This is a genomic window from Mycolicibacter virginiensis, from assembly GCF_022374935.2.
Classification (GTDB): Bacteria; Actinomycetota; Actinomycetes; order Mycobacteriales; family Mycobacteriaceae; genus Mycobacterium; species Mycobacterium virginiense.
In genome coordinates this window covers 1,260,375-1,281,449 of record NZ_CP092430.2, presented here as the reverse complement: position 1 = coordinate 1,281,449, position 21,075 = coordinate 1,260,375, and the positions used below count along the sequence as shown (strand labels likewise).

Below are 21,075 nucleotides of genomic sequence, written 5' to 3'. Positions count from 1 at the left end.
CACACCTGTGGCGGATGTGAATGGTCGTCAATACGGCGGGTTCCACCCGCCCGGTCATTCAGCGGACCCAGGACTTTCGCGAGCGAGACCTTCGGACGATTGACCATGTCGACCGAAGGCTCCGCGGGCTTTCCTTGCAGATTCGGTCGCCGAGCGAAGGAGACCGATGCCCCCCTCGATACCTGCCCTAATCGACGATGTCGAACCGGCAACCGACGAGCCTCTCGATACCATCACCGCCGTCCCGCTGATCGACGACGAACTCGACAACGAACTCGACAATGTCGCCGACGGTCGCGCGCCCCGCGGCGCCCCCGCACCGGGCGACGGATTGTTGGCGGTCTCCACCGCGGCGATGGCAGGTATCAGCGCCGTCGGCTTGGGCATCGCACTGGCCGGACGTGTCCTGCGCTTTCCGCGCCTGCCGGCCAGTGTCCAAGGCGCCGTGGTCGCCCTGGACCACCAGCCGCGGCTGCGCCGACTCCTCGAGGAACGCATCGGTAAACGCGCAACGGACACTGCCATGGGGCTGGCCTCCACCGCGGCCAACGCGCTCGCCGTCGCCCCGTCGATTCTGGCGATCGACCTGGCGATCAACACCTTCAAGGCAGCCGAAACGCGCGCCGACGCCCGGGCATGGTCCCGGCGCGAACTGGCCCGCCCCACCACCGGATCCGAGACGCAGTCAGCCGCACGTCCGGTACCTGCCCCGGTCGGCCCAATCGAACAACACCTGCAGCGCGGCACCTGGGTCCAGGCCATCGGCGCGGCGGCGGTCGGTGCGGCCAGCCGCGACCCGAACCTGGCCGGCAATGCCGCGTTGGTCGCCGTGCCGAAAGCCGCCCGCTCCACGCAGGAATCGTTCGCGGCGACACTGGGTCGCGGACTGGCCAACAACGACGAGGCGCTGCAGATCGACCCGGACAGCCTGCGCCGATTGGATCGGATCGATGTGGTGATTCTCGATCCGCGAGTGCTGCGCAGCGAGTCGTTGCGCTTGGTGCGACTACGCGGTGGCGACGAGAAGGACCTGACAGTCTGGGAGCGCGCCCAGGCGATGCCGGCGGCCGGCGACCTGCAGCCTGGCTGGCACCCGGTGCCCGGCACGCGCCGTAGCAAGGGGCGTCCCGTCACCGAGGCGCTCTTCGCCCCGGCGCCGCATCCACTGGCGGCCGCTACGCTCGCCGAGACACAGCGAGCCGACGTACAGACCATCACCGTCGATGACTCCGTCGGCCTCGGTGCGCTACGGCCCGCGTTCGACGAATTCGCGCCGATGACAGGCGATTCGATCGACGACGCCCTCTTCGATGCGGTGCACGACTACCAACAGGAAGGCCACACCGTCGCAGTGATCTCCTCGGCGGCCACCCAGGCACTGTCGGCGGCCGATCTCGGCGTGGGCATCCTTCCCGACGACAGCCAGCCGCAACCGTTGGAAGCGGACCTGATCGTCGATGACCTGGCCGGGGTGTGGCGAATTCTGCATGCCCTGCCCGCGGCCAAGGCGGCCAGTCGCCGCGGTGTCGAACTGTCCGTCGGCGCTTCGGCGATGGGTTCGCTGCTGCTGATTCCGACCGTCCGGGGCCGCGGGCCCGAAGCGGTGGTGTTGGGAGCGGCGGCGGGTGTGGCGTCCGGCTACTGGTCGGCACGCAAGGTGGTCAACGCCCCGCTGCCCCGGCCGGTTCCGGTCGACGAGTGGCATGCCATGTCGGTGGAGCAGGTGCGTGCCGCGTTGGCCGGATCGGCGGAGCCCACCTCTGCCCCGAGCGCTGCCGCGGACATCGAACGCCCGGTGTTCTGGCAATTCCTGGACGCGGTGCGCGACGAACTGTCCGACCCGCTGACCCCGGTGCTGGGATTGGGCGCCACGGCCACCGCGATACTGGGCTCCCCCATCGACGCATTGTTGGTCGGCACGGTGCTGGCCAGTAACGCCGTGCTGGCCGCCGGTCAACGGCTCAGCGCCGAGCTGCGGCTGAATCGGCTGCTCGCCGACCAGATTCCACCCGCCTGGAAGGTGACGATCCGGCCCGACGGCACACGCGAACGCGTCCAGGTGCTCCCCGAGCAGTTGCAGCGTGGGGATCTGATCGAGGTGGGACCCGACGACGTGGTGCCGGCCGACGCCCGCGTCATCGAGCTGGAGAAGCTGGAGGTCGACGAGGCGTCGCTGACCGGTGAATCGCTGCCGGTGACCAAACAGCTCGACGCCACCCCGGGTGCGGAACTGGCCGAACGTCGCTGCATGCTCTTCGCCGGCACCACCGTGGCGGCCGGGACGGGTCTGGCGTTGGTGACCGCGGTGGGATCCGACACCGAGGTGCGGCGCGCCGCCGACCTCGTCACCAGTCGACACGGCGACATCGGGCTGGGCCACCAGCTCGGCCAGATCACCAACCGGACCTGGCCGCTGAGCCTGATGACCGGCGGATTGGTCAGCGCGCTGGGGGTGCTGCGCGGTACCCGGCTGCAGCAGGCGGTGGCCCAAGGTGTTTCGGTGGCCGTCGCCGCCGTCCCTGAGGGCATGCCGGTGGTGGCGACGCTGGCTCAGCACGCCTCGGCGCAGCGACTCACCAAGTCCGGTGTGCTGGTGCGGGTGCCACGCTCCGTGGAGGCCCTGGGCCGCGTAGACGTGGTGTGCTTCGACAAGACCGGCACACTGAGCGAGAACCGGTTGCGGGTCACCGAGGTGCGCACGGCAGCCGATCACTCCCGTGGCGAGGTGCTGCGGTGCGCGGTACGTGCTACGCCGTCGGCGAAGGGGCAAAGCCACGTCGACGCCACCGACGCCGCGATCGTGGCGGCGGCTGCGTCGGTGCCCGGCGCCATCGCATCTGGGGCACCCGCCGCCCATCTGCCGTTCCGCTCCGGGCGCCCGTTCGCGGCATCGGTGTTCGGGACCGAACTGACGATCAAGGGTGCGCCCGAGGTGGTGCTCGCGGCCTGCGAGAACGTCGCGGCCGACATCGACGACGTGGTGGAGCAGCTGGCCGACGAGGGTCTGCGGGTCCTTGCGGTGGCACGACGCGAGCTCAGCCCCGCTCAACTGCAATCGCTTTCGGCTGATCCCGACGACCCCGAAGCCCAGCTTGCGGCCATGGCTCAGCAGTGCGCCGGCGGTTTGACCTTGGTCGGATTCGTCGGCATCTCCGACACCCCGCGCGCCGGGTCGGCCGGCCTGCTGGCCGAGCTACACCGCCGGCAGGTGCCCATTCGGATGATCACCGGTGATCACCCGACCACCGGTCGCGCGATCGCCCGCAAGATGGGCTTGCAGCTCACCGCCGAGCAGGTCATCACCGGCTCGGAATGGGAGACGCTGTCGGGCAAGGAGCAGGAGCGCGCGGTGGCCGAGCGAGTGGTGTTCGCCCGGATGTCACCGGCGAACAAGGTGCAGGTGGTGCAGGCACTGGAACGCAGCGGCAAGGTGTCGGCGATGGTCGGCGACGGCGCCAACGACGCCGCCGCCATCCGAGCCGCCACCGTCGGGATCGGCATCGTCGCCCAGGGCAGCGACGCCGCCCACACCGCGGCCGACGTGGTGCTGCTCGACGGCAAGATCGAGACCCTGCTGGACGCGCTCAACGAGGGCAGCCAACTGTGGCAGCGGGTGCAGGCTGCGGTGGCGGTGCTGTTGGGCGGCAACGCCAGCGGCGCGGTGTTCGCGATCATCGGCAGCGCCCTGACCGGTCAGGCACCGTTGAACACCCGCCAGCTGCTGCTGGTCAACATCGTGACCGATGCTTTCCCGGCCACCGCGCTGGCGATCAGCCAGCCCCGGCGCCCGATGCCCTTCGGGGGGCGCGGGCCCGACGAGAAGGCGTTACTGCGGGCGGTGGCGCTGCGTGGCACGACCACGGCCAGTGCCACCCTGGCCGCCTGGTTCATGGCGCGAGCCACCGGCTTTCCGCGACGCGCCTCCACGGTGGCGCTGGTCGCGCTGGTGACCACCCAGCTGGGACAGACCCTGCTGGAGTCGCGCTCGCCGGTGCTGGTGGCCACCGCGGCCGGCTCGTTCGCGGCCATGGCGCTATTGATCAGTATCCCGGGGATCAGCCAGTTCATGGGCTGCACCCCGCTGGGTCCGATCGGCTGGGCTCAGGCACTGGGATCGGCGGCGATCGCGACCACCGCGGCGGGCATCGCGCCCCGCTTCCTCGCGCGTGCCGAGACGAAAGACGCTGTCACCGCCTGACACCGGATTCAGCGGCGGCGGGCGAGATACTCCTGCTGGAGCACCCAGGTGCGCCCGTCGTCGCTGCGTTCGTCGCGCCAGCGAAACGAGTCCGGGCCGATGTCGCGGAAGCTCCATCGGATGGCGGAACCGTCCGGCAGCGCGCCGTCCTGCACGATTCCGTCCGCGTCGGCCCGGCCCAGTTGGTGCAGCCGAAGTCCCAGTTGCGGTTCGGTCCACTGGATGTGCCAGGCGTCGACGGCGGGGTCATAGACGCGCAGTGTGGTCCCGTGAAAGAGAGTTTCGGCGTGCCAGACGTCCTGGACGGCTCGCCCGTCGAGCACCCAGTCCGCGATCATCCAGCCCGAGACGTGGCGGGTGCCCTCGTCGCCGAACCAGGTGATGTCAAGATCCCAGCGGCCACCGACCAACCACCCGTAGAGGGCCATCGCGTCGCGATGCTCGGCGGTCGGTCCGGTGGCGACCAATGCGTTTGTCAGCAAAGACATGTCAGGCCGTCACGAGGTCGAACTCGTTGCCCTCGGGGTCGGCCAGTGTGGTCCACCGGTAGCCGCCCTCGGCATGGTCGGCCAACCGGGCGGCGCCCAGTTCCAGGGCCCGCTCGACCGCGGCAGCCAGATCCGCCGCGACGAGGTCGAGGTGCACCCGGTTCTTGACCTGCTTGGCTTCTGGCACCTGCACGAACGCCAGGCGTGGCGGCGTCTGCGCTGAGATGCCGATCGAGGCGATCTCGGCACTGGCTCCCTCGTCGACCGGTCGGGCCAGCAGCTGCGACCAGAACCGCGCCAGCTTGCCGGCGTCGGCGCAGTCGAAGGTGACAGTGTGCAGCGTGATCTCCATGGGTGAACTCCTTGTCGTGGGTCAGGATTTGGTGCGAAAGATGGGCCAGCACACCTCGGTGCGATGCGCTGTTTCGTCGTCGGTGTCGTAGCCGGACACCAGGTAGTGCTCGCGGATCGGTCCGTCGACACCCAGTTCGCGTTCGGCAACATGGGTGCCCAGCGCGGCGTAGGTGCGGTCCAGCTCGCCGAACGCCCCGCGGTGCACCGCGACCGCCAGTTCCGCCGCGGGAATCTCCAGCGTTCGCACCCTGCCCCGGGCCATGGCGGTGCTCACCGGCCGGAACGCGATCACCTCTCCCCTGCCGGCTTCGAAGAACTCCGCCGAGTACAACGCACCGCGAACCCCGGGAACGTCATCGGCCACCGCGGCGTCGAGCTCGGTGAACGCCTGCGTCCACCAGTCGTCGATGTCTGCCATCGCGACCTGGTCGACGACCGCGGCCGCCAGCGTCGCCGGCACCGACCGGTAGGTGACGTCACAGGTGTCGCCGGCGTCTTCCAGCAGCGCCCGCAGCGATTCCACGCTGGCCTGCGTTTGCGCCAGTCGGTCCTGGAGCCGTTGCAGGTGAGCCACGATGGCCCGGTTGCGGTCGGTGACCTGCTCGGCGCGGACCACTTCGGTCAGCTCGTCGAGCGGCATGCCCAGATCGCGCAGTCGGCGGATGACTTGGGCGATCGGCAGCTGGTCCGGGCTGTAGTAGCGGTATCCCGATGAGGGGTCGACCTGCACGGGAGCCAACAGGCCGCGCTCGTGGTAGAGCCGCAACGCCTTGACGGTCAGGTAAGTCATCCGGGAGAAGTCCCCGATGGGCAACAGTGTCGGCATGCGCTCCAGTGTCGAATCTCCCCCGGGGGCAGAGTCAACAGATCGGTGCAACTAGCCTCGGTTGATGGAGTTCAACACGCTGCGCCACGAGGTCGAAGACGGCATTCTCACCGTGTACCTGGACCGACCGGACAATCTCAACGCGTTCACCGTCGAAATGGCCGAGGAGCTGGAGCGCACCTTCGTCGAGGTCAACGACGACGACGCCGTCCGCGCGGTGATCGTCACCGGCTCCGGACGCGCGTTCTGCGCGGGGATGGACCTGTCCAGCTCGGGCAACGTGTTCGGGCTCGACGAGTCCAAGTCGCCGTCACTGGCCGCGATGGCCGACCTCGACGATCCGGAGCTGGCCCGGGTGCGCGACACCGGCGGGCGGGTCACGCTGGCGATCTATGGCTGTCGCAAACCGGTGATCGCCGCGGTCAACGGTGCCGCGGTCGGGATCGGCGCCACCATGATGCTGGCGATGGACGCCCGGCTGTTCTCGACCAAGGCGCGTTTCGGTCTGGTGTTCGGGAAGTTGGGCATCACCCCGGAAGCGTGTTCGACATGGTTCCTGCCCCGTATCGTGGGCGTGCCAACGGCGTTGGATCTGCTCTACCGCGCTGACATCCTCGACGCCGAGCACGCGCACGCCTGCGGAATCGCCCAGTCCATTCACGAACCGGAGACTCTGTTGGCCGAGGCGCGGGCGGTGGCCGACGCCTGGACCAAGGGACGTTCGCCGGTCTCGTTCGCGTTGATCCGGCAGATGCTCTACCGCAACTCCGCGCAGCCCGACCCGGTCGAGGCGCACCGGGTGGACTCGCTGGCGATGTTCTACACCAGCATCGGCGACGGCGCCGACGGCGTGCGCGCCTTCCTGGAGAAACGCGACGCGCAGTTCACCTCCCGGGCGTCGGCGATGCCGCCGTTCTACGACGAGTGGGTCAAGCCCCGCCCCTAGCCCGAGGGCTGCCAGCCCGGGCCGCGAAACAGGTGGCCCCACACCGCACGCCAACTGCGGGCCGCGCGGATGTCGCGCCAGATCGCGACGTACTCGTGGGTGGCCACCCGCACCGGGTTGAACGTGTCGATGTTCTTGGTCAAGCCGTAGACGACGCGCTCGTCCTCAGGCTGGAAGGTGCCGAACAGCCGGTCCCAGACAATGAGGATTCCCCCGTAATTCTTGTCGAGGTATTGGACGTTCGCCCCGTGGTGCACGCGATGATGCGACGGGGTGTTGAAGATGAATTCGATTGGCCGCCAGAGCTTGCCGACCCGCTCGGTGTGGATGAAGAACTGGTAGAGCAGGCTGACCGACTGTTGCAGCAGGATCATCCACGGGGCGAATCCGGCGAACGCCAACAGGATCCAGAACGGCACCGCGGTGAACGGCGTCCAGGTCTGACGCAGTGCGGTGGACAGGTTGTAGTGCTGGCTGGAGTGGTGCACCACATGGCTGGCCCAGAACACCCGGATGGTGTGGTGGGTGCGGTGATACCAGTAGTAGGCGACGTCGTCGGCGACGAACAGCGCGATCCAGGTCAGCGGATTGCTGGCCGGCAGGTGAACCGGGGCCAGCAGGTAGACCCCGCTGAAGATCGCCAGCACCACCAGCTTCCAGCCGATGTTGATGATCACGTTGCCGATGCCCATCGAAAGGCTGGTGCCGGTATCGCGTAGTTCGTAGCCGCGCTCGTCGTCGTCGGGCCGCACGGCGAACGACACGGCTTCCAGCAGTAGGCAGAGCACGAAGACCGGAATGGCGTGCGCGATGAGGTCGAACATGCCGCTATTCCTCTCCCTCGGCGCCGGCCTGGCAGGCCGCGACGAATCGGGTCAGCAGCTCGTCGGCGAGGCGGTACGCGGCGTCCTCGTCGGCGGCGGCGATCGCAGCGGCCAGGTCGATGTGCGCGCTGCGGTCGGCGAACTCGGCGGCCCCCAGCGCGTAGATGGCGTCGCGGCCGATCTCGTCGTAGGCGGCGACCAGCGTGTTGAGCGCCAGCCGATAAGCGATATTGCCGGAGGCGTCAATTACGGCGATCCAGAACGCCAGGTCGGCGTCGCTGACCTCCGTGAGATCCCCGGCGGTCGGGTATTCCGCGGCGGCCGCGATGATCGCGGCGCGCTGGTCCTCCGAGGCGTTCCGGGCGCAGAGTCGTGCGGCGTCCGCGGCGATCGAGCGGCGCATCACCGCCACGTCGCCGATGATCTGGCGTGCCGGAATCGCCCCGGCGACAGCCAATCCGGTCAACGCGTCCAGGCCGGCACTTTCCCGCCAGTCCAGCACCCGCGTCTTTCCCCCGTGGCTGATCCGGACCAGCCCCGCCTGCTGCAACCGCTTGAGCGCTTCGCGGACGGCATGCCGGTTGACCTGCAGGGTCAGCGCCAATTCACGTTCCGACGGAAGCGGCTCGCCGGCGGGCAGACGACCGGTCAGGATCTCTTCGACGAGCCGCACGAAGATCGTGTCGGAGAGTGCGGTGCGGGAGATGGGCGCCAGGTCCATGGTCTACATGGTCAGGCACCCCGCCACACTGGTCAACTGGTTGTACCAGTTATCTGGGTCACACCTTTTCGTCCTCGTCGACGTAGATCGGCAGGTCGTCCTGCCAGGGCTGACGCACCACCATGTCCGCCACTTTCACGTGGCCACGTTCGAACTCACCGGTGGCGGCGTCGACCAACCGATACTGCTGGGTTTGTCGCTGAATCGGCTGCGCGTCCAGCATCACGATGCGCACCTCACCGGGCTCGAACCCGCAGCGCTTCTGGAGCGCGGCGACCAGCTGCTCGTTGCTGAAATGCCCATCACCGAAATTCCATCCGAGAGCGGTGCTGCAGATTCGCTCGCCGTCGGTGAGGACATAGTCGTCTTCGTTCTGATCGGCCATGGCGCGGTGGGCCAAGGCAAACAGTGCGCGACCGTGGGTGTTGAAGGCGCGGAAGGCGTACCCCATGTACATCGGGATCTGTGCTGCTTCCTTGCTGCCGTAGAACCTCTCCAACTGGGCGGCGGGCATGCTGGCGATCGACACGATTCCCTCGGCTATCTTCGCGTCGGCTGACGGCTTGATACACCACAGCGTGGTATCCCAGTTGCCCGCGTAGTAGCGCATGCCGGGCAGGAAGGACACCTTGCGCGGGAACAGATTCCCCAGCACGACAGTTCCCGCGACGACGACGAACAGCAGTATTGGCAGGGGTGTCGTCATGTCCGTCAGCCCCACACCCGGATGGCCGACGAACAGCGCCAGCACCGAGAACATCATGAAGACGTTCCATTCCAGCGGCACGCCCATCGGAATCGCGGACAGAATGCCGAAGTGGAAGCACAGCATGACGAACGCGGCGATCGCCGTGGTCCAGCCGCCGTGACTGAAGAACAACACCAGCGGGACCAGTCCCTCGACGGCCGTGCTGAAATGCGCGAGCCAGCGCGAGCGCCAACCCGGACGGAGATCGTCCGGAAAGTGTTCGAAGAACTTGCGTTTGATGAACCGCGGTCGAAACAGCGGGTTGTTGCTCATCATCGTCGAGATGACGAACGGGAAGTGTTTGTTGAGCTTGGACGTCGCCGCGCCCAACCAAATGACCAGACAGACGAGCTTGGCGCCCAGGATCAGATCGACGCCATAGCCGGCGAACAGGAACGCGACGGTGAACGAGGCGTACACCTCGCCGCGGGCAGCCAAGAACACAACCTTATCCCGCAGACCCAGCACCGCCAGCACAATCAACACGGCCCAGATCTGCCACGCCGGCAGCACCCCTACCGTCGTTCCCAGCGCGGGCACCGGGCCGGTTCCATCGGAAAAGATCGCGATGACGAGCAGCACCAGTAGGGCGCCGTAGAGCAGCGCATCGAACGGCGTTCGGCTATCACCCTTCGTCAATGGAATGCGGTTCGGCCACGGTGGCAGCCGAATAGTGCCGGGTCGCAGCCAGTACAGGATCGAGCCCATCGGCGGGAAGAACCGGTTGTTCAACGGTCCGAAGCCGCAGCCCAGGCCGACGACCTCGAATAACATCGTGTACAACACGACCTTCTCGAACACGATGGGCTCGGCATACCAGTGCGCGACATTGGTGAAGCCATCGATTCCCGTGGTGGTCAGCACCAACAACCAGGCCGCCAGGACGTAGACCGCGATCTTGACGACGTAGAACAGGTGCAGCAGAACCGGAGTACCGAAACCCACCTCGGCCCAGTGCCGTGCCATCGGCATGATCTTCTCGGCGCGGGTGCCCTTGCTCCATTCCGCAAAGTCGATCTGCGGGGTGTCCTGCTTGAGAAATCCCATGACGGTCAGATTAGAACGCGTTCTAGAAGTTCGGGTCTCGATCAACTTTTCGTGTCGAAGGCCGGGGCCACGAAGCGCTCCAGAATCTGCTGCTCGGCCGCGGCGTCCTCGATGGGCCAACACAACAGCGACAGCACCACCCGCACGACCCACTGCGCAGCCTGTCGATCGTCCTCGCTCAGACCACTGAGATCGCGGGCGAAACCGGCGACCATGGGCGATGCGGCCAGTCGGGTCATCTCCTGCGCGCCGCGCACCGAGCCGACCATCGGTTGGACTAGCGGGTCCGAGCGGATCCGCTGCAGTGCCGCCGCCATCGCGGCCACCACCCGATCGGCCCCGCTGCGCCCGGCGACCGCCTGCCGCACGGTGTCCACAATGCGTGCGGCCGCCCGGGCCAGGACGGCATCGCGAATCTCGGCCTTGCCGCCGGCGTGCCGATAGATGGTGGCGCGCGAGCAATGCACCCGGGCGGCCAAGACGTCGATGTCGAGGGCATCGATCCCGTCGCGAATCACCAGATCCATCGCGGCGGCGTAGATGCGTTCGGCTCCGGCGGCACGGCGGTCCTCTCCCACCAGCCAGTCATGCCCGGTCATCGCGTGCTCCCTTCGCCTGCAAACTTTATCTCAGCGTGAGACAAAAACGGACTGAATTCTCACCGTGTCTGCAGGTCCGCGGGGCGCTCTGAGACGTTCCCCGGCAGTCGGCTCCAACGGCGGCTTTCAACTTCGCGCAGCGCATTGACGCAGGTAGCACGCCCTGAGCAGCCTAGAGCCATGTCAGTAGAGACAGATCAGATGGGCCTGCGCCTGTTCGACGACGCGTGTATTCAAGACCCGTACCCGTTGTATGGGCGGATGCTCGCGCAAGCGCCGGTCCATCCGGTCGGCGACTCGGGGTTCTATGCGGTGTGCGGATGGGATGCGGTCACCGCAGCCGTCGGGCGGCCGGAGGACTTCTCCTCAAACCTGACCGGGACGATGCTCTATCAACCCGACGGCACAGTGGCCACGTTCCCGATGCCCGGACTCGGCGACCCCACCCATGTGCTGGCCACCGCCGATGACCCGGCGCACGCCGCGCACCGCAAGATGCTGGTGCCACAGCTGGCGGCCAAGCGGATTCGCGCCGTGGAGCCGTTCATCTCCGAGACGATGGACCAGCTATGGCACGACGGCGTCCGCGATGGACGCATCGAGTGGATGAGCGCCGTCGCCAACCGGCTGCCGATGATGATCGTGGCGCGGCTGATCGGTGTGCCCGACGAGGACGTGGATCGGCTGGCGGCATGGGGCTACGCCGGAACCCAAGTGGTGGAGGGGCTGGTCGACGCCGAGCAACTCGCCAGCGCGGGTATCGCCGTCATGGAGCTCGCGGGCTACATCACCGATCACTTCGGACGGGCGGCCGCGGACCCGCAAGACAACCTGCTCGGCGATCTGGCCACCGCCTGCGCCACCGGGGCACTCGACACCCTCACCGCCCAGGTCATGATGATCACCTTGTTCAGCGCCGGCGGTGAATCGACGGCATCGCTGATCGGGTCGGCCGCGTGGACGTTGGCGACGCGCCCGGAGGTTCAGCGTCGGGTTCGCGAGTCACCGGAGCTGTTGGGCCCGTTCCTCGAAGAGGTGTTGCGGTGCGAGTCACCGTTCCGCGGTCACTACCGGCACGTCCGCCGCGACACCAGCCTCGGCGAGGTGGACCTGCCGGCCGGTTCCCGCCTGCTGTTGCTGTGGGGCGCGGCCAACCGGGACCCGTCGCGCTACGCCGAGCCGAACGAATTTCGCGTAGACCGCCCGCCGCAAAGTCACCTGGCCTTCGGAAAAGGCGCGCACTTCTGCGTCGGCGCCGCCCTGGCACGGCTGGAGGCCAAGATCGTGATCGGCGAACTGCTGGCACGCACCTCGCATATCAGCCTCGCCGGGGCCGGCAGATGGCTGCACAGCCTGCTGGTGCGACGCCTCGAGCACCTGGAGCTCACAGCGATCGGCTGATGATCTCCTTCATGATCTCACTGGTGCCGCCGTAGATCCGGTTCACCCGCGAACCGGTGTACATGTTGGCGATCGGGTACTCGGCCATGTAGCCGTAACCGCCGAAGATCTGCAGACACTTGTCGACCACCTGGTCGGATTTCTCGGCGGCGAACAGCTTGGCCATCGACGCGGTCATCGGGTCGTTCTTGCCGCCGACGTACTGGCTGATCGCGTAGTCGACCAGGGTCTTGATCGCCAGCGTCTCCGTCTTGCATTCGGCCAGCACGAATTTGGTGTGCTGAAAGTTGCCGATGGGTCGGCCGAACGCCTCGCGTTCCTTGGAGTAGCGGATGGCCTCCAGTACGGCCGCCTCGGCCAGCGCCGCGCACAGCGTCCCGATGATCAGCCGCTCCCGGGCCAGCTGGTCCATCAGCTGGTAGAAGCCCAGGCCCTCCTTCTCCCCGAGCAGGTTGGCGACCGGCACCCGCATGTCGGTGAAGAACAGCTCCCGGGTGTCCTGGCCGTGCTGGCCGATCTTCTGAAGCACCCGGCCACGTTCGAACCCGGCCAATCCGTTGGTCTCGGCGACGATCAGCGACACCCCGGCCGCCCCCTGGGACGGGTCGGTCTTGGCGACGATCACCAGCAGATCGCAGTGGGTCCCGTTGGAGATGAACGTCTTCGAGCCGTTGATGACGTAGTGGTCGCCGTCGCGCACCGCGGTGGTGCGCACTGACTGCAGATCCGACCCGGTGCCCGGCTCGGTCATCGCGATCGCCAGCACCGCCTCGCCGCTGATGACCTTGGGCAGCCAGCGTTTGCGTTGCTCGTCGTTGCCGTAGGCGTAGAGGTAGTGCGCCACGATCGGTGAATGCACTGAGAAGCCGAAGCACTGGTCGTGGGCGTAGACCAGTTCTTCCTGGACCACCGAGTGCATGGCGTAGTCGCCGCCGGCTCCGCCGAACTCCTCGGGCAGATCCAGTCCCAGCAGCCCGGCGTCACCGGCCTTGTTCCAGAATTCGCGGTCCACCCCGTGTTGGGCGACCCAGCGCTCCTGATGCGGGGTGGCTTCCTTGCGCAGGAACTCCGCGGCGTGCTTGCGCAGTTCGCGGTGCTGGTCGGTCTCCCAGAGCGGGCGGTAATCGGGGAACAGTTGCGACATTCCCGGATCGTAGCCCCCCGGGGGCGAACCTCAGACCGCGCCGACGACGCGCTGCGGACTTCCCGAATAGGCGCTCAGCGGGCGGATCAGCGCGTTGGACGCGGTCTGCTCGATGATGTGCGCGGTCCATCCGGTGATGCGGCTCATCACGAACAGCGGGGTGAACATCGGGATGTCGAAGCCCATCAGGTAGTAGGCCGGCCCGGTCGGGAAGTCCAGGTTGGGCAAGATCGCGGTGGCGGCGAACATCTCGGCCTCCAGGATCTGGTAGATGTCCAACCAGCGCTGGCCGTCACGCTTGGCGGCGACTTGCTCCAGTGCCGCCTTCATGGTCGGCACCCGGGAGTCCCCGTGCTTGTACACCCGGTGACCGAAGCCCATCACCTTGTCCTTGCGAGACAGCTTGCCGTGCAGCCACTCTGCGGCCCTCTCCGGTTCACCGATCTCGATCATGTCGTGCATGACCGCCTCGTTGGCCCCGCCGTGCAGCGAACCCTTCAGCGCGCCGATGGCCGCGGTGACAGCACTGTAGATGTCGGACTGGGTGGAGGTGACCACCCGCGCGGCGAAGGTGGACGCGTTGAAGCTGTGCTCGGCGTAGAGGATCATGGACTGCTCGAAGGCCTGCACGATCACCGGTTCGGGCACCTCACCGAAGCACATCCGCAGGAAGTTCTCCGAGTAGCCGAGATGGCTGTGCGGCGCGATCGGGTCCAGGCCGCGCCGGCGGCGCATGTCCGCGGCGACGATCGTCGGCAGCACCGCGAACATCCGCAGCGCCTTGGCGAAGTTCGCGGACTCGGAGGGGTCGTCCTCTTCCGCGTCCTCGGCACCCAGGTAGCTGATCGCGGTGCGCACCACGTCCATCGGGTGGCAGTTCTCCGGGAGCTTTTCCACCAGCGACAGCAGCGACCGGTCCGCCCGCCGGGCCGCCCGCTCACGCTGGCAGAACAGTGCCAGTTCGGCGTCGGTCGGCAGCTCACCGTGCCAGAGCAGGTAGGCGACCTGCTCAAAGCTGCAGTTGGCGGCCAGGTCCTGTACCGGGTAGCCGCGGTAGGTCAGCGAGTTGGTCTCCGGCACCACTTTGGAGATGGCGGTGGTGTCGACGACGACGCCGGCGAGTCCCTTGTGGATGTCCGCGGTGGTCACCGTCTGCCTCCTTGAATCGTGAAATTGAAGATCTCCGAGTCGAACTGGTTGTACTCGGCGTAGCGCAGCAGCTCGTAGAGCCGACTGCGGTGCTGCATCTGGTCCAGCAGCCCGGATTGCGTTCCAGCCGCGTCGATCTCGCGCAGTCCTACTTCGACGGCGAACATCGCCAGCCGCAGCGTGGTGACCGGGTAGATCACTGCGTTGTAGCCGAGGTCGGACAGTTGCGCGGCGGTGAGCAGCTCCGACTTGCCGAACTCGGTCATATTGGCCAGCAGCGGCACATCGACTGCGGCGCGGAACTTTTCGAAGTCAGCCGGCCCCTGTAGTGCTTCGGTGAAGATCAGGTCGGCTCCGGCGTCTGCGTAGGCCTTCGCGCGATCGATCGCGGCGGGAAGCCCTTCGATGCCGGCGGCATCGGTGCGGGCACAGATGACGAAGTTCGGGTCCCGGCGCGCGGTGACCGCGGCCCGCAGCCGTTTGACCATCTCGCTTGCGGGCACCACGGCCTTGCCGTCGAGGTGGCCGCACCGCTTGGGGTTGACCTGGTCTTCGAGGTGGCACCCGGCCAGCCCGGCGTCTTCGAGCACCGTGATGGTGCGGGCGGCATTCATCGGCTCGCCGAAGCCGGTGTCGGCATCGATGAAGGTCGGTAGGTCGGTGGCGGCCGCGATCTGGGCGCCGCGCCCGGTCACCTCGGTCAGCGTGGTCAGCCCGATGTCCGGCAGCCCCAAATCGGCCGAGAGCGCCGCGCCGGAGACGTAGACGCCCTCGAATCCGATCTCGGCCACCAGCTTGGCGACCAGCGGCGAGAACGCGCCCGGGAACCGTTGCAGCTGACCAGAATACAGGCCGGACCGAAATGCCGCCCGCTTGTCCGACGGGGCCGCGGCGGCGCCGAGCAGCCCACTCACCGGAAGATCCCGTCGGGCGTCGCCGGCGCCTGCTCCAGCACCGCGGGCTCGACGACGATGTTGAGTTCGCCGAGCTGAGCACCGGAAAGCCCCGCTAGACCCTCTGCGGCGGCGAGGAACCGCTCCTGCTCGGCGGTGGTCACGATGCCCTCGGCGAGTTCGGTGAACTTGCCGATGTACTGCTTACGCTCGAACGGCCGGGCCCCCAGCGGATGCGCGTCGGCGATCGCGAGCTCGTCGGAGATCACTTCCCCACTCGCCAGCGTCACCTCGGCACGGGCACCGAAGGCCTTCTCATTCGGGTCGCTCGAGTGGTAGCGCCGGGTCCACTCCGGGTCCTCGACGGTGGAGATCTTGCGCCACAACGCAATGGTGTCGGGACGGTGGGCACGCTCCGGGGAGTACGACCGCACGTGGTGCCAGCTGCCGTCCTCCAACGCGACGGCGAAGATGTACATCACCGAGTGGTCCAGGGTCTCCCGCGAGGCGTCCGGGTCGAACTTCTGCGGGTCGCCCGAGCCGGTGCCGATCACGTAGTGGGTGTGGTGGCTGGTGTGCAGCCTGATGGTGGCCACCTGACTCAAGTCGCCGATCCGCTCCCGCAGCCGCTTGGCCAGGTCGATCAGCGCCTGGCTCTGGTACTCCGCGGAGTACTCCTTGGTGTAGGTGTCCAGGATTGCGCGCTTGGCCTCGCCGGGGCCGGGCAGCGGCACCTGGTAGGTGTGGTCTTTGCCCGACAGCATCCACGCGATGACGCCGTCTTCGCCTTCCCAGATCGGGGCCGGTGCGCCTTCACCGCGCATCGCCCGGTCCACGGCCTCAATGCCGACCTTGCCGGCCCAGGCCGGCGCGTAGGCCTTCCAGCTCGAGATCAGGCCCTTGCGGGACTGGCGGGTGGCGGTGGTCAGGTGCAGCGCCTGGCCGACCGCCTGGTAGATCACCTCGGGGTCCAGCCGCAGCATGGCGCCGATTCCGGCGGCCACCGACGGGCCGAGGTGCGCGACGTGATCGATCTTGTGCTCGTGCAGGCAGATTCCCTTGACCAAGTCCACCTGAATTTCGTAGGCGGTGGCCAGGCCGCGGATCAGGTCGGCGCCGGACAGGCCGAGCTGCTGGGCTACTGCCACCAGCGGGGGAATGTTGTCGCCGGGGTGCGAGTACTCCGCGGCCAGGAAGGTGTCGTGGAAGTCCAGTTCACGCACCGCGGTGCCGTTGGCCCAGGCGGCCCACTCCGCGGAGTAGGTGCCCTCGATACCGAAGACCGCAGCGCCTGGCTTCGACGGGTGCGCCTGAGCCTGCCGGCGAGCCACCGTCACCGGCCGGCGCAGCACCGAGGCAGCGCTGACGGCGGCGTTGTCGATGATCCGGTTGATCACCATCGCCGCGGTGTCGTCGGGAACGGCCACCGGGTCTGCGGCCACTTGCGCGATCTTCCAGGCGAGGTGCTCGGAGCGGGGGAAGTCATCGGCACTGCGGCGGGTTTTCACGTCGTGTAGCTGCATATTCCACACCCTACGCACGGCAGGTAAACCCCGGTATGCATGGGAAATGCGTATTAATGCGTCCTAAGTTGGCCAGAATTGCGAACCTTGCGAATGTCTTGGCGGGTTACGCTGCGTGACATGGCACCCACCACCCGGACCTTCGCCGGGGCCCGGCTGCGACGCCTGCGTGAGGAGCGCGGCCTGACCCAAGTGGCCCTGGCACGCGCCCTGAACCTGTCGACCAGCTACGTCAACCAGCTCGAGAACGACCAGCGGCCGATCACCGTACCGGTGCTGCTGGCGCTCACCGACCGGTTCAGCCTGCCCGCGCAGTACTTCTCCGGGGACGCCGATGCCCGGCTGGTGGCCGATCTGCGCGACATGTTCACCGCAACGGCCGGCGAACACGCCGCCAGTGACAGTCAGATCGAGGAACTCGTCGCGCGGATGCCCGACATCGGCAACAGTCTGCTGACCATGCATCGCCAACTACGCGGGGCCACCGAGGAATTGGAGTCCTACCGGTCACAGATCTCGGGCGATTCGGCGCAGACTGTGTCGCGGCCGATGCCGTTCGAGGAGGTCCGCGACTTCTTCTACGATCGCAACAACTACATCGGTGAACTCGACAACGCCGCCGAGAGGCTGTTCATCGAGACAGGTATGCGATTCGGCGGCTTGGATATTCAGCTGTCGGTGCTGATGGCCGAACGATTCGACATCACCGTGGCGATCGTCGATGACCTGCCCGCGGGGACCAAGCGGGTCTTCGACCCGGCGACTCGGGTGCTGCGCATCGCGCATTGGTTGCTGGCCGGTCAGCGGGCCTTCCAGATCGCCACTCAGCTGGCACTGCTGACTCAACAGGAGTTGATGTCGGAGATCGTGGCGCAAGACCAGTCGTTGAGCCCGGAGTCCCGCGGGGTGGCCAAGATCGGGTTGGCCAACTACTTCGCCGGAGCGTTCCTGTTGCCGTATCGGCAATTCCAGCGTTCCGCCACCGATCTACGCTACGACATCGATCTGCTGGGACGCCGCTTCGAGGTCGGCTTCGAGACGGTGTGCCATCGCCTGTCGACCCTGCAGCAGCCCGGACGTCGCGGAGTGCCGTTCATCTTCGTGCGCACCGATAAGGCGGGCAACATCTCGAAGCGCCAGTCAGCCACCGCGTTTCACTTCAGCCGGGTGGGTGGAAGCTGTCCGCTGTGGGTGGTGCACGACGCGTTCAGCCAACCTGGCCGGATCGTCACTCAGGTGGCGCAGATGCCCGACGGCCGCAAGTACTTCTGGATCGCCACCACCACGCCGCCCGAGGGGCGCGGCTATCTGGGCCAGCACAAGACTTTCGCCGTCGGGTTGGGTTGCGATCTGGCGCATGCCGACAAGCTGGTGTACTCCACCGGCGTCGCCCTGGGCGACGCGGCCACCGTGGTACCGATCGGTGCGGGTTGCAAGATCTGCGAACGCGAAGCGTGCCCGCAGCGGGCGTTCCCGTTTCTGGGCCGGCGGGTGGTCGTCGACGAGAACGCCGGCAGCGGGCTGCCTTACTCGCCGGTCGTGTCGGCTCCGCCCGGGCGGTAGAACAGTGCCAGCTGGCCGATGGCGCCCGCCAGGCCGAGGCCGACCGAGATCCACAGGCCCGGCCAGCCGTTCTTCCAGCAGTGGCAGAAGATCTGGTGGTCGGCGCTGAGATAACCCGGTCCGAGCATCGCCACCACGACGGCGCCGGTGGCCAGCACCAAGTTGTACTCCCAGCCGTTGGTCAGCACGAAGAAGCCGTTCGTGCGGTGCACGGTCCACACCGCCACCGCCATCAGGGCGACGAATCCGGCGGCGGCGATCGGGGTCAGCAGCCCCACCGCCAGCCCCAGTCCGGCAGCGATCTCGGCGGTTGCCGCCGTCACCGCCTGGAACTTGCCGTACTTCATGCCGATGCTTTCGAACCAACCCGCCGTACCGGGGATTCGTCCTCCACCGAAGAACTTGTTGAACCCATGCGCCGCCATGGTCAGACCGAGAACCAGGCGCAAGAGCAGCAATGCGACATCAGCAGCAGTGACCATCTGCCCAAACTACAACGCGGCGTCCAGCAGTCGCAGATATACCTCGATATCCCTGACCGCCGACTCGGCGGAATGCACGCTCACGACCACCGTGTCGCCGATGCCGTGCACACCATGGGTCAGTCCCATCGCCGGGGACAGCGCCGGGAACCCTGCGGTCAGCATTACCGGCACCGCGCCGAAACGCAGGTCCGCGGCGCCGCGGTGCACGCTGGAGACCACCGTGTTGCCGGTGACCCGCTCCGGCCGGACGTCGGGATCGAAATTGGCTATGCCCCAGCGCAGCAGCGCCGCGGGCGTCGCAGCGAAGGCCCGATCGGCCGCCGCCGAAGCCGGGTGTTGGCCGCGTCGCCGGCCCCCGGCGACGTCGGCGGCGATCCGCTCGCAGCGGGCATCACGGCCCAGGTGCGGGTACAGCCCGACCGGAATATTGCCGAAGTGGTTGTGGGCCTGGCGCTCACCGGCTTTGGCCATCGGCACTTCGGCACCCAGATCCTCGCAGGGTTCATCGAGATACTCCGACAATGCCGTCGACACCGCCGACAGCACGGCCACGGTGACGGTCGGTGCGCTCAGTTCCGCGCGCTGCCGCACCAGGGTGCGTACTGTCCGGCCGCCGGCCGGCCGGTTATTGGTGGCCAACACCGGACGGTCGCTGACTGGGGGCGGCAAGAGACCCGCCGCAGTGTCCTCGACGCGGCTGCGGTGGGCCCGCGCCGCGACAACCGCGCGCCACGGCAGGAAACCCCGGCCCGGCGTCGGCACCCCGGGCACCGGTGCGGACCGACCGAACAGCCAAGCAGCCAACGCGGAAGCCCGCCCACCGTCGGCGAGAGCATGCGCCACTTGCAGCACCACCACCGTGCCCGAGCCGCGGTGCCCGGGAATGTCGTGAACCGGCGCGAACACGTGCAACCGCCAAGGCGCCACCCGGACGTCGAGTTGGTCGTCGGTCAGGCGCGAGACGGCATCCAGGCAACCGGACCAGCTGTCACCGGCTTCCTGGATCACGGCTACGTCCTCGCTGGGCACGGTGAGCGGCACCCACCGCGGGTAACGCAGCGCACCGGCATCGGCGACCCGGATGGTCAGGTCCGGGATCATTCGGGCTCGGTCGAGCACGGTTGCAATGGCGTCATCGAGATCGGCCGGCACCCCGGCAAACGCGTACAGCAGGAACTGGTCGCTGGGGATCTTCGCGGACATCCAGTAGAACTGCGCGTCGATCGCCGTCATCGGGCGTCCACGCATAGGTCAGACCCTGCTCATCGGGACAGAAAGGACAGCACCCGATCGGCGACCTCGTCGGGCTGCTCGAGTTGCAGGAAGTGGCCGGCGTTCTCGACGACGGCCACCGCACTGCCCGCAGGCAACGCCGGCTGCACCCACTGCGTGAACCCCGGCGACATGCAGCCATCGGTGCGCCCATGCAGGTACAGGGTCTGCAGGCGTGGGAGCTGCAGCCAGTGCTGGTGCAGCTCGGCGTAGGGATCGGGGGCCCGCAGGCTGCGCAGCGCCCGGTAGGGCCCGAGCGCGGCACGCCAGCCCTCCGGGGTTCCGATGGCCGCGTCGACGTGCCGCAGATCTTCCTCGGCGGCATACCCGGGCGACCAGCGCCGCCACAACAGCGGCAGCACCCACGAGGCGGATCGGTCGGGCAGCCACGGCAGTTGGAAGTAGCTGATGTACCAGCTGCGCAGCAGTTGTGCCGGCAGGTAGCTGGCCAGGGTGAGCCGGTCTTTCCCGCGGACCGCACGCAGCGACGCCGGCGGCGGCACCGACATGATCACTGCCTTGGTGAACGGGCTGTCCGGCAACGCAGCCAGGCCCGTGGCGGCCATCGCGCCCCAGTCATGACCGATCACCACGTCGCGACCGGTCGCGCCAACGGCGGCGTGCACGCGCAGTGCGTCGTCCATCAGAGCGCCGATGTGGTAGCTGCCGTCAGAGGGAATCGACGACGGCGCGTAGCCCCGCATGAACGGCGCCACCACATGCCAACCGGCCGCGACCAGGCGCGGTGCCAACCGGCGCCATCCGTAGGCGGTGTCGGGAAACCCGTGCAGGCACAACGCCACCGGGTCACCCGGTGTCCCCCAACTCAGTGCCTTGAGCGCGACCCCGGGCGTAGACACGTCGATCCACCGCGGTTCACTCATCACATACCCC

The 21,075-nt window shown here is 67.6% G+C and carries 18 protein-coding genes; 4 read left to right on the top strand and 14 right to left on the bottom strand.

Annotated features, from left to right (window positions below; genetic code table 11):
* Nucleotides 1-166 precede the first annotated feature (166 nt).
* Nucleotides 167-4,198, top strand: coding sequence for a cation-translocating P-type ATPase (locus MJO54_RS06380; protein ID WP_105294505.1), 4,032 nt, complete (start codon nt 167-169; stop codon nt 4,196-4,198).
* A gap of 8 nt (nt 4,199-4,206) precedes the next feature.
* On the opposite strand, the gene MJO54_RS06375 is transcribed toward MJO54_RS06380, so the two are convergent.
* Genes MJO54_RS06375 through MJO54_RS06365 form a run of 3 tightly spaced genes read right to left on the bottom strand, consistent with a single transcriptional unit; the run spans nt 4,207 to nt 5,866 of the window.
* Complete coding sequence (locus MJO54_RS06375) at nt 4,207-4,686, bottom strand: hypothetical protein (RefSeq protein WP_046286356.1); 480 nt, start codon at nt 4,684-4,686, stop codon at nt 4,207-4,209.
* A 1-nt stretch (nt 4,687) separates the two neighbouring features.
* The gene (locus tag MJO54_RS06370) at nt 4,688-5,038 is read right to left on the bottom strand and encodes a VOC family protein (RefSeq protein ID WP_046286355.1); all 351 of its coding nucleotides are present in this window, start codon (nt 5,036-5,038) and stop codon (nt 4,688-4,690) included.
* Between the two features lie 21 nt (nt 5,039-5,059).
* Complete coding sequence (locus tag MJO54_RS06365; protein WP_105294504.1) at nt 5,060-5,866, bottom strand: MerR family transcriptional regulator; 807 nt, start codon at nt 5,864-5,866, stop codon at nt 5,060-5,062.
* 64 nt (nt 5,867-5,930) lie between these two features.
* Here MJO54_RS06365 and MJO54_RS06360 point away from each other — a divergent pair, with 64 nt between their 5' ends.
* Entirely contained in the window at nt 5,931-6,812 is an 882-nt protein-coding gene (locus tag MJO54_RS06360) for a crotonase/enoyl-CoA hydratase family protein (RefSeq protein WP_046286353.1), read from the top strand.
* Here the strand turns inward: MJO54_RS06360 and MJO54_RS06355 are convergent.
* From MJO54_RS06355 to MJO54_RS06340, 4 genes are read right to left on the bottom strand one after another with little or no spacing between them, the layout of a single operon-like run.
* Nucleotides 6,809-7,636 carry a sterol desaturase family protein gene (locus MJO54_RS06355; RefSeq protein WP_046286358.1) on the bottom strand — a complete coding sequence of 276 codons (828 nt, stop codon included), beginning with the start codon at nt 7,634-7,636 and terminating at the stop codon, nt 6,809-6,811. The genes MJO54_RS06360 and MJO54_RS06355 overlap by 4 nt on opposite strands.
* 4 nt (nt 7,637-7,640) lie before the next feature.
* On the bottom strand, nt 7,641-8,357 hold the full coding sequence (locus MJO54_RS06350; RefSeq protein WP_064890989.1) for a FadR/GntR family transcriptional regulator: 717 nt from the start codon (nt 8,355-8,357) through the stop codon (nt 7,641-7,643).
* A 58-nt stretch (nt 8,358-8,415) separates the two neighbouring features.
* On the bottom strand, nt 8,416-10,152 hold the full coding sequence (locus MJO54_RS06345; RefSeq protein WP_064890987.1) for a DUF3556 domain-containing protein: 1,737 nt from the start codon (nt 10,150-10,152) through the stop codon (nt 8,416-8,418).
* A 41-nt stretch (nt 10,153-10,193) separates the two neighbouring features.
* Nucleotides 10,194-10,751, bottom strand: a complete 558-nt coding sequence (locus MJO54_RS06340; RefSeq protein WP_064890985.1) for a TetR/AcrR family transcriptional regulator — start codon at nt 10,749-10,751, stop codon at nt 10,194-10,196.
* Nucleotides 10,752-10,931: 180 nt separating this feature from the next.
* Here MJO54_RS06340 and MJO54_RS06335 point away from each other — a divergent pair, with 180 nt between their 5' ends.
* Nucleotides 10,932-12,152 (top strand): cytochrome P450, encoded by a 1,221-nt coding sequence (locus tag MJO54_RS06335; RefSeq protein WP_105294503.1) that lies wholly within the window; start codon nt 10,932-10,934, stop codon nt 12,150-12,152.
* Here the strand turns inward: MJO54_RS06335 and MJO54_RS06330 are convergent.
* Genes MJO54_RS06330 through prpD form a run of 4 tightly spaced genes read right to left on the bottom strand, consistent with a single transcriptional unit; the run spans nt 12,136 to nt 16,861 of the window.
* Nucleotides 12,136-13,296, bottom strand: coding sequence for an acyl-CoA dehydrogenase family protein (locus MJO54_RS06330; protein ID WP_065153639.1), 1,161 nt, complete (start codon nt 13,294-13,296; stop codon nt 12,136-12,138). The genes MJO54_RS06335 and MJO54_RS06330 overlap by 17 nt on opposite strands.
* 30 nt (nt 13,297-13,326) lie before the next feature.
* Entirely contained in the window at nt 13,327-14,445 is a 1,119-nt protein-coding gene (locus MJO54_RS06325) for a bifunctional 2-methylcitrate synthase/citrate synthase (protein ID WP_105294502.1), read from the bottom strand.
* Entirely contained in the window at nt 14,442-15,359 is a 918-nt protein-coding gene (gene prpB, locus MJO54_RS06320; protein ID WP_064890977.1) for a methylisocitrate lyase, read from the bottom strand. The genes MJO54_RS06325 and prpB overlap by 4 nt, the downstream gene beginning before the upstream one ends.
* Nucleotides 15,356-16,861, bottom strand: coding sequence for a 2-methylcitrate dehydratase PrpD (gene prpD / locus MJO54_RS06315; protein ID WP_105294501.1), 1,506 nt, complete (start codon nt 16,859-16,861; stop codon nt 15,356-15,358). Before prpD ends, prpB begins: the two co-directional genes overlap by 4 nt.
* Nucleotides 16,862-16,981: 120 nt before the next feature.
* On the opposite strand from prpD, the gene MJO54_RS06310 reads away from it, so the two are divergent.
* Entirely contained in the window at nt 16,982-18,424 is a 1,443-nt protein-coding gene (locus MJO54_RS06310) for a short-chain fatty acyl-CoA regulator family protein (protein WP_046283862.1), read from the top strand.
* Here MJO54_RS06310 and MJO54_RS06305 read toward each other — a convergent pair.
* The 3 genes from MJO54_RS06305 to MJO54_RS06295 are packed head-to-tail and all read right to left on the bottom strand — an operon-like array spanning nt 18,388 to nt 21,065.
* A complete protein-coding gene (locus tag MJO54_RS06305; protein ID WP_046283861.1) occupies nt 18,388-18,906 on the bottom strand; it encodes a DoxX family protein in 519 nt (172 codons plus the stop codon). The two genes, MJO54_RS06310 and MJO54_RS06305, sit on opposite strands and share 37 nt — an antisense overlap.
* A gap of 9 nt (nt 18,907-18,915) precedes the next feature.
* Nucleotides 18,916-20,157 carry a WS/DGAT/MGAT family O-acyltransferase gene (locus tag MJO54_RS06300; protein ID WP_105294499.1) on the bottom strand — a complete coding sequence of 414 codons (1,242 nt, stop codon included), beginning with the start codon at nt 20,155-20,157 and terminating at the stop codon, nt 18,916-18,918.
* A gap of 14 nt (nt 20,158-20,171) precedes the next feature.
* Complete coding sequence (locus MJO54_RS06295; protein ID WP_046283859.1) at nt 20,172-21,065, bottom strand: alpha/beta fold hydrolase; 894 nt, start codon at nt 21,063-21,065, stop codon at nt 20,172-20,174.
* Nucleotides 21,066-21,075: the final 10 nt, after the last annotated feature.